The organism is Zoogloea sp. (genome assembly GCF_044344315.1).
Taxonomy (GTDB): Bacteria; Pseudomonadota; Gammaproteobacteria; order Burkholderiales; family Rhodocyclaceae; genus Zoogloea.
In genome coordinates this window covers 1-7,894 of record NZ_JBIJDC010000156.1, presented here as the reverse complement: position 1 = coordinate 7,894, position 7,894 = coordinate 1, and the positions used below count along the sequence as shown (strand labels likewise).

At 67.5% G+C, this 7,894-nt stretch carries 7 protein-coding genes and 1 pseudogene; all 8 read left to right on the top strand.

Annotated features, from left to right (window positions below; all coding sequences use genetic code 11):
- Positions 1–313: pseudogene (locus tag ACIQ09_RS21060) on the top strand (4-hydroxy-2-oxovalerate aldolase); the annotation flags it as partial.
- 101 nt (positions 314–414) lie between these two features.
- A complete protein-coding gene (locus ACIQ09_RS21055; RefSeq protein ID WP_398314200.1) occupies positions 415–1,446 on the top strand; it encodes a branched-chain amino acid ABC transporter permease in 1,032 nt (343 codons plus the stop codon).
- Positions 1,443–3,272, top strand: a complete 1,830-nt coding sequence (locus ACIQ09_RS21050) for an ATP-binding cassette domain-containing protein (protein ID WP_398314198.1) — start codon at positions 1,443–1,445, stop codon at positions 3,270–3,272. Before ACIQ09_RS21055 ends, ACIQ09_RS21050 begins: the two co-directional genes overlap by 4 nt.
- Position 3,273: 1 nt before the next feature.
- Positions 3,274–4,029: an ABC transporter ATP-binding protein gene (locus ACIQ09_RS21045; RefSeq protein WP_398314196.1), complete on the top strand. Its 756-nt coding sequence runs from the start codon at positions 3,274–3,276 to the stop codon at positions 4,027–4,029.
- 20 nt (positions 4,030–4,049) lie between these two features.
- The gene (locus ACIQ09_RS21040; protein WP_398314194.1) at positions 4,050–4,631 is read left to right on the top strand and encodes a hemerythrin domain-containing protein; all 582 of its coding nucleotides are present in this window, start codon (positions 4,050–4,052) and stop codon (positions 4,629–4,631) included.
- Positions 4,632–4,668: 37 nt separating this feature from the next.
- A complete protein-coding gene (locus ACIQ09_RS21035; RefSeq protein WP_398314192.1) occupies positions 4,669–5,532 on the top strand; it encodes an alpha/beta fold hydrolase in 864 nt (287 codons plus the stop codon).
- 413 nt (positions 5,533–5,945) lie between these two features.
- Positions 5,946–6,842 (top strand): DMT family transporter, encoded by an 897-nt coding sequence (locus ACIQ09_RS21030; RefSeq protein ID WP_398314190.1) that lies wholly within the window; start codon positions 5,946–5,948, stop codon positions 6,840–6,842.
- A gap of 78 nt (positions 6,843–6,920) precedes the next feature.
- Entirely contained in the window at positions 6,921–7,694 is a 774-nt protein-coding gene (gene scpB, locus ACIQ09_RS21025) for a methylmalonyl-CoA decarboxylase (RefSeq protein ID WP_398314188.1), read from the top strand.
- Positions 7,695–7,894: the final 200 nt, after the last annotated feature.

Below are 7,894 nucleotides of genomic sequence, written 5' to 3'. Positions count from 1 at the left end.
CTTCATCGCCGTGGCCGACCTGATGGGCATCCAGACCGGGGTGGATGTGGCCAAGATCACCGACGTGGCCGAAGACCTGGTGGTGCCGATCATGGACTTCCCGATCCGCATCGACCGGGACGCCCTGACCCTGGGCTACGCCGGGGTGTATGGTTCCTTCCTGCTCTTCGCCAAGCGCGCCAGCGTCAAGTACGGCGTGCCGGCCCGGGACATCCTGGTGGAGCTGGGCCGCCGCGGCATGGTGGGCGGGCAGGAAGACATGATCGAGGACACGGCCATTTCCATGGCGCGGGAACGCGGCCTGGCTGTCTGACGCAGGGGCGGGGCCGCGCTCCGCCTTTTCTTATTGCCGATCTTTCCGGCCGTTTGCGGCCCCGCCAGGCGGGTGCGGCAAGCGGCTGCAGGAGTCCGTTCATGGATGCCGAAATATTCGCATTGCTTGGGCAGGACGGGATCACCAACGGGGCCATCTACGCCCTGCTGGCCCTGGCCCTGGTCCTGGTCTTTGCCGTCACCCGGATCATCTTCATTCCCCAGGGCGAATTCCTCGCTTGGGGGGCCCTCACCATGGCGGCGCTGGAAGCCGGCCATTACCCCGGCACCGTCTGGCTGCTGCTGGGGGCCGGGGCGCTGACCTTTGCCGCCGATCTGTTTGGCGGCGCGGCGGCGCGCCGTCAGCTGGGCAAGTCTGCCCTGTGGAACCTGCTCTATCCGGCGGTGCTGGCCGGCTTGCTGTGGGTGCTGCCCCTGCAGGCCCTGCCCCAGGTGGCCAAGGGCCTGCTGGTGCTGGCCATCGTGGTGCCCCTGGGCCCCATGATCTACCGGGTGGCCTTTCAGCCGGTGGCCGAAGCGCCGGTGCTGGTGCTGCTGATCGTGGCTGTGGCCCTGCACCTGCTGATGGTGGGCATCGGCCTGCTGATCTTCGGGCCGGAAGGTTCGCGCACCCTGCCGTTCAGCGAAACCCAGTTCGAGATCGGCTCCCTGGTGGTGGGCGGACACACGGTGGTGGTGATCCTCGCCTCCCTGCTGCTGATCGTCGGCCTGTACCTCTACTTTGACCGGACCCTGGGCGGCAAGGCCCTGCGGGCTGCAGCCATCAACCGCAACGGGGCGCGCCTGATGGGCATCTCCCCGGCCCTGGCCGGCCGTCAGACCTTCTTCTTCGCGGCCCTGATTGGTGCCCTGTCCGGCCTGCTGGTGGCGCCCCTGACCACCGTCTATTACGACAGCGGCTTCCTGATCGGCCTCAAGGGCTTCGTCGCGGCCATCATCGGCGGCCTCGCCAGCTACCCGCTGGCGGCGGGCGGCGCGGTGCTGGTGGGGCTGCTCGAATCCTTCTCGTCCTTCTGGGCGAGCGCCTTCAAGGACGTGATTGTGTTCACCCTGATCATCCCGGTCCTGATGTGGCGCTCGCTCACTTCCCACCACGTGGAGGAAGAAGAATGAACACCCGTTCGATTGCTGCGGCGCCGGGCATGAGCCTGCTCCGTTCCCGCCATGTGCTGGCGGTCTTCCTGGTGATGGTGGTGCTGGCGCCGCTGGTGCTGCCGGAGTTCTACGTCACCCTGCTCAACTACGTGGGTCTGTCGGCGCTGGTGGCTCTGGGCCTGGTGCTGCTCACCGGCGTGGGCGGGCTGACCAGCTTCGGGCAGGCGGCTTTTGTGGGCCTCGGCGCCTACACCACCGCCTGGCTCACCACCACGCCCGAGCTGCCGGCCTGGCTCGGCTTCACCGGTGCGTCGCCGTGGGCGGCGCTGGTGCTGGGCCTGCTGCTCACCGCCACGGTGGCCATCGTGCTCGGCTCGGTGACCCTCAAGCTGTCCGGCCACTACCTGCCCCTGGGCACCATGGCCTGGGGCATCAGCCTGTACTTCCTGTTCGGCAACATGGAGTTTCTGGGCGGCCATGCCGGCCTGTCCAACCTGCCGCCGATCACCCTGTTCGGCTTTGCCCTGCTCGACAACCGCCACTATTACTACCTGGTGTGGCTGTTCGTGCTGGTGGCGCTGTTCACCACCCGCAACCTGCTCGACTCCCGTGAGGGGCGGGCGATCCGCGCCCTCAAGGGCGGCATCGTGATGGCCGAGTCCATGGGTGTGGATACGTCCCGGGCGCGCATGGTGATCTTCGTGCTGGCGGCCCTGCAGGCCTGCGCCGCAGGCTGGCTGTATGCCCACCTGCAGCGCTTTGTTAACCCCACGCCCTTTGGCCTGCACATCGGCATCGAGTACCTCTTCATGGCGGTGGTCGGCGGGGCAGGGCAGGTGTGGGGCGCGTTGATCGGTGCCGGGGTCATCACCGTGCTCAAGCAGTGGCTGCAGGACATCCTGCCCAAGCTCTTCGGTTCGGCCGGCCATTACGAAGTGATCGTCTTTGGTTTGATGATGATCATCGTGCTGCACCGGGCCCGGGACGGCCTGTGGCCGCTGCTGGCCCGGCTGGTGCCGGTGCGCGCCGAGCCCAAGCTCATCGACCCGAAGGCCGAGCCCCTGCCGAAGAAGGCCCAGCCGCCCCACGGCGAGACCATCCTGGAAGCCCGCGAGGTGACCCGCCGGTTCGGCGGCCTGGTGGCCAACAACGCCATGAGCCTGTCGGTCAAGGCCGGCGAGATCCTGGCCCTGATCGGCCCCAACGGCGCCGGCAAGAGCACCATGTTCAACCAGCTCTCCGGCGTGGATACGCCCACCTCCGGCGAGGTGCTGTTCCGCGGCAAGTCGGTGGCTGGCCACAGCTCTCGGGAGATCGCCGCCCTGGGCATGAGCCGCACGTTCCAGCACGTGCGCCTGCTGCCGAAGATGAGCGTGCTCGAGAACGTGGCCATCGGCGCCCACATGCGCGGCAGCCGCAGCGTGCTGCCCGCCGCCTGGCGCCTCGACCGGGTCGAAGAGGCCCGCCTGCTGCGCGAGGCCGCCATCCAGGTGGAGCGCGTCGGCCTGGGCGAATTCATGCACACCGAGGCCGGCAGCCTTGCCCTGGGCCAGCAGCGCATCCTCGAGATCGCCCGCGCCCTGTGCTCCGACCCCTGCCTGCTGCTCCTCGACGAGCCCGCCGCCGGCCTGCGTCTGAAGGAGAAGCAGGCCCTCTCCGAGCTGCTCCGGCGTCTCAAGTCCGAAGGCATGGCGGTGCTCATCGTCGAGCACGACATGGACTTCGTGATGAGCCTGGTGGATCGGGTGGTGGTGATGGAGTTTGGCGAGAAGATCGCCGAGGGCCTGCCGGAAGAAGTCCAGCAGGACCCGGCCGTGCTCGAAGCCTACCTGGGAGGTGTCTGAGATGAGCACACAGAAGAACGTACTCGAAGTGAAAGACCTCTCCGTGGCCTACGGCAAGGTCGAGGCGGTGAGCAAGATCAGCCTCGCCGTGGGCGAGGGCCAGATCGTCACCGTGATCGGCCCCAACGGCGCCGGCAAGACCACTACCCTGTCGGCCATCATGGGCCTGCTCCCGTCGGCCGGCCAGGTGGCCTTCGACGGCAGCATCGAACAGATCCCGGAAGTGGAGCGCATGGTGGTGCGCGGCATGAACCTGGTGCCCGAGAAGCGCGAGCTGTTCGGCTCCATGAGCATCGAGGACAACCTGCTGCTGGGCGCCTTTCAGCGCAGCCGCCACGGCCACAAGGACCACCCCGAGACGATGGAGGAGGTGTTTACCCTCTTCCCGCGGCTCAAGGAGCGCCGCGCCCAGGCGGCCGGCACCCTGTCGGGCGGCGAGCGGCAGATGCTGGCGGTGGGCCGGGCCCTGATGGCCAAGCCCAAGCTGCTGATGCTCGACGAACCCAGCCTGGGTCTGGCGCCGCTGATCGTGCGCGAGATCTTCCGCATCATCGCCGAGCTGCGCCGCCGCGGCGTGTCCATCCTGCTGGTGGAGCAGAACGCCCGCGCCGCCCTGCAGGTGGCCGACTACGCCTACGTGCTGGAGAACGGCGCCATCAAGATGCACGGCGAAGCCACCAGCCTGCGCAACGACCCCCGCGTCATCGAAAGCTACCTGGGCCTGGCCAGCAAGCATCAGGAAATGCTGGCTAATTGAACTCAACCGGAGACACGCCCATGCGCGCACTGCAAGTCCTGGCGGACGAACACCAATCCCTGGCGGCCATCCTCCACGCCGTCCGCTTCATGCTCAAGGAGATCGGCGCCGGCCGCCTCAAGCCCGACATCAAGCTGCTGCGCGGCATGGTGGACTACCTGGAGGCCTACCCCGAGCAGCAGCACCACCCCAAGGAAGACCGCCTGCTCTTCGGCCGCCTCGCCGCCCGCACCGACGAGGGCCGCGAGCTGCTCGACAAGCTCTTCCGCCAGCACGCCGGCACCGCCGAACGTATCGCCCTGCTGGAGAAGGCCCTGGACGCCTTCGAGAAGAACCCGGCCGACGTGGCCGGCCTGTCGGCCGCCTTCGACACCTACGCCGAGTTCTACCGCAACCACATGATCCTCGAAGAGCGCGAGATCCTGCCCCTGCTGCGCAAGCACTTCACCCCTGACGACTGGGCCGAGATCGACGCCGAGCTGGCGGCCATGGGCAACAATATGGGCAGCCTGCCCGGCGAGGATTTCGCCGCCATCTTCTCGAAACTGGTGGCCTCGGCGCCCCCTCCCATCGGCTTCGGCGCCGGCCCCTACGAAGGCTGACCCGCCCGCACCCCCAACGGATTGAAAGGACACCCCCATGAGCACCCCCACCCTGACCGAAGCCGCCACCAGCCGCTTCATCCGCATCCAGGAAGGCGACCTGGACCTGCAACTGCACTACAACATCGCCGGCGAAGGCGCCGAAACCGTGGTCATGCTGCACGGCTCCGGCCCCGGGGCCAGCGGCTGGGCCAACTTCAACCGCAACATCGAGCCGCTGGTAAATGCCGGCTACCAGGTCATCCTCATGGACTGCCCGGGCTGGAGCAAGAGCGACCCCATCGTGTGCACCGGCTCCCGGTCTGATCTGAATGCCCGCGCCCTCAAGGGCCTGCTCGACGGCCTGGGCCTCGACAAGGTGCACATCATCGGCAACTCCATGGGCGGCCACAGCGCCGTGGCCTTTGCCCTCGCCAACCCGGCGCGGGTCGGCAAGCTGGTGCTGATGGGCGGCGGTACCGGCGGCCCCAGCCAGTTTGTGCCCATGCCCACCGAAGGCATCAAGCTGCTCCAGGGCCTGTACCGCGAGCCCACCATCGAGAACCTCAAGAAGATGATGGCCGTCTTTGTGTTCGATAGCAGCAGCCTCACCGAAGAGCTTTTCCAGGCCCGCCTGGACAACATGCTGGCCCGCCGCGACCACCTGGACAACTTCGTCAAGAGCCTGGCCGCCAACCCCAAGCAGTTCCCCGACTTCGGGCCGCGCCTGGGCGAAGTCACCGCCCCGGCCCTGGTCATCTGGGGTCGCGACGACCGCTTCGTGCCCATGGACGTGGGCCTGCGCCTGATCTGGGGCATGCCCAACGCCGAGCTGCACATCTTCAACCGCTGCGGCCACTGGGCCCAGTGGGAACACGCCGACAAGTTCAACCGCATGGTGCTGGACTTCCTGACGCACTGAGCACCCTCCTGTGGGGTCGAATTCATCCTGTTTTCCTCGGTTGCCCTCCACTGGCCGCTTGTGGGACACGCTGAGGGCGGCTGGAGGGACTGTAGGGGCGACTTCAGTCGCCCGCGGGCTGAGATCAAGGGCATGCCTGTGATCGACGCGTGGATGGGCGACTGAAGTCGCCCCTACGAGTCGCCCCTACAAGTCGCCCCGACAGGAGAGACCGTATCGACCGTCAGACGACGCGTTAAACAGAGGAAATTAGGTTCATCCGGCCTCCGCTGCCTGGGCCCGAAGCATGCCCATGCTTCCACCCCCGACCCTTCACCATTCCCTAACCCCCTCCTCGGAACATACGCATTCCCCCCAGGACCGGCGGCTGGCCTAATGGAGGCCTGTGAACTCCGGCCGTCTGCGCCTGCCCCATGAACTCCCCCGGCAACCACATCGGCCTCCTCTTTGCCGTCCTCGGCGCAGTGGGCTTCTCCTTCAAGGCCATCCTCATCAAGCTGGCCTATCCCTATGGCGTGGACGCGGTCACCCTGCTGGCCCTGCGCATGGGCTTTTCGCTGCCCTTCTTCCTTGCCCTGGGCTGGCACGACCAGCGCACCCGCAAGCCCGAGCCCATGGGCCGGCGCGACATCGGCCTGATGCTGGGCCTGGGCCTCACCGGCTACTACCTGGCCAGCTACCTGGATTTTCTCGGCCTGCAATACATCTCCGCCGCCCTGGAGCGGCTGATCCTGTTTGCCTACCCGACGCTGGTGGTGGTGCTGTCGGCGCTCTTCCTGGGCAAGCACATCAGCCGCCGGGCCATGGGCTCCATCGTCCTGTGCTACGCCGGCATCGCGCTGGCCGTGGCTCACGACCTGCACGTGGCCGGCGACATGCACGACGTGCTGGTGGGCGGCGGTCTGGTGTTTGCCAGCGCCGTGTCCTACGCCCTCTACCTGATGGGAAACGGCCAGGCCGTGGGCCGCCTGGGCGCCGCCCGGGTCACCGCCTGGGCCAGCACCGCCGCCTGTCTGCTGTGCCTCGCCCACTTTGCCTTGACCCGTCCCCTCGGCCTGCTCATCCAGCCCGCCCCGGTGATGATGTTGGCGGGCGCCATGGCCCTGTTCTCCACCGTGCTGCCCGTGTGGATGGTGTCCGAAGCCATCCGCCGCTTGGGGGCCGGGCCGGTGTCCCTCATCGGCACCCTCGGCCCGGTGGTCACCCTGTTCCTGGGCTGGATCATCCTCGACGAAGCCATCGGTCTGTTCCAGATCCTCGGCGGTGCGCTGGTGGTGGCCGGGGTGGTGCTGGTCGGCAAAAGAGGCTGAAGGCTGCGGCTTGTGTGGGGTCGAATTCACTCGACCAACCCGGCCTAAAATGGCACACCGCCTCCATCCCCCACCGCCATGCTGCTCATCGACATCACCGACCACATCGCCACCCTCACCCTCGACCGGGAAGCCCGCCGCAACGCCCTCTGCGAGGAGATGGTCCAGGTCTTTGCCACCGCCCTCGAATCCTTCCGCGCCGTGGGCGTGCGCTGCGTGGTGCTGCGCGCCCGGGCCGGTTGCAAGGTCTGGTCGGCGGGCCACGACATCGAGGAGCTCCCCGCCGCCGGCCTCGACCCCCTGGCCTGGCGCGACCCCCTGCGCAAGCTGGTGCGCGAGATCGAGACCTTCCCCGCCCCCATCATCGCCATGATCGAAGGCAGCGTGTGGGGCGGCGCCTGCGAAACCGCCTTCGCCTGCGACCTCATCGTGGCCGCCCGCGACGCCACCTTTGCCGCCACGCCCGCCAAGCTCAACGTGCCCTACAACGTCGGCGGCCTGCTCACCTTTCTCAACGCCGCCAACCTGCGCCTGGCCAAGGAGATGCTCTTTACCGCCGCTCCCATCCCCGCCGAGCGCCTGTGCAGCCTGGGCATCATCAACCACGTCACCGACGCCGCCGACCTGGAAGAAGCTACCTACGCCATCGCCCGCCGCATCGCCGCCAACGCCCCCCTCTCCATCTCGGTGATGAAGGAGCAGCTGCGCATCCTCGCCGGCGCCCACACCATGTCGCCCGAAGACTTCGAACGCATCCAGGGCCTGCGCCGGGTGGTGTACAACAGCCAGGACTACGCCGAAGGCATCCAGGCCTTCAAGGAAAAGCGCAAGCCGGTATTCAGAGGGGAGTGAGGGCCCAACAGAGGCCAGGGACGCTCCGGATACCCTGACAGTGGCTTCCGGGCCGACCTGTAGGGGCGACTTCAGAGGGTGTCGCGAAACCCTCTCCCCGCCGTTGAGCTAGGATTCTGGCCGGAGTCGATGAAATCGGTGGGGCCATGGAGCAGAAGAAGATCAAGCGTCGGGTGACCCGGATCAAGACAGGTACACAG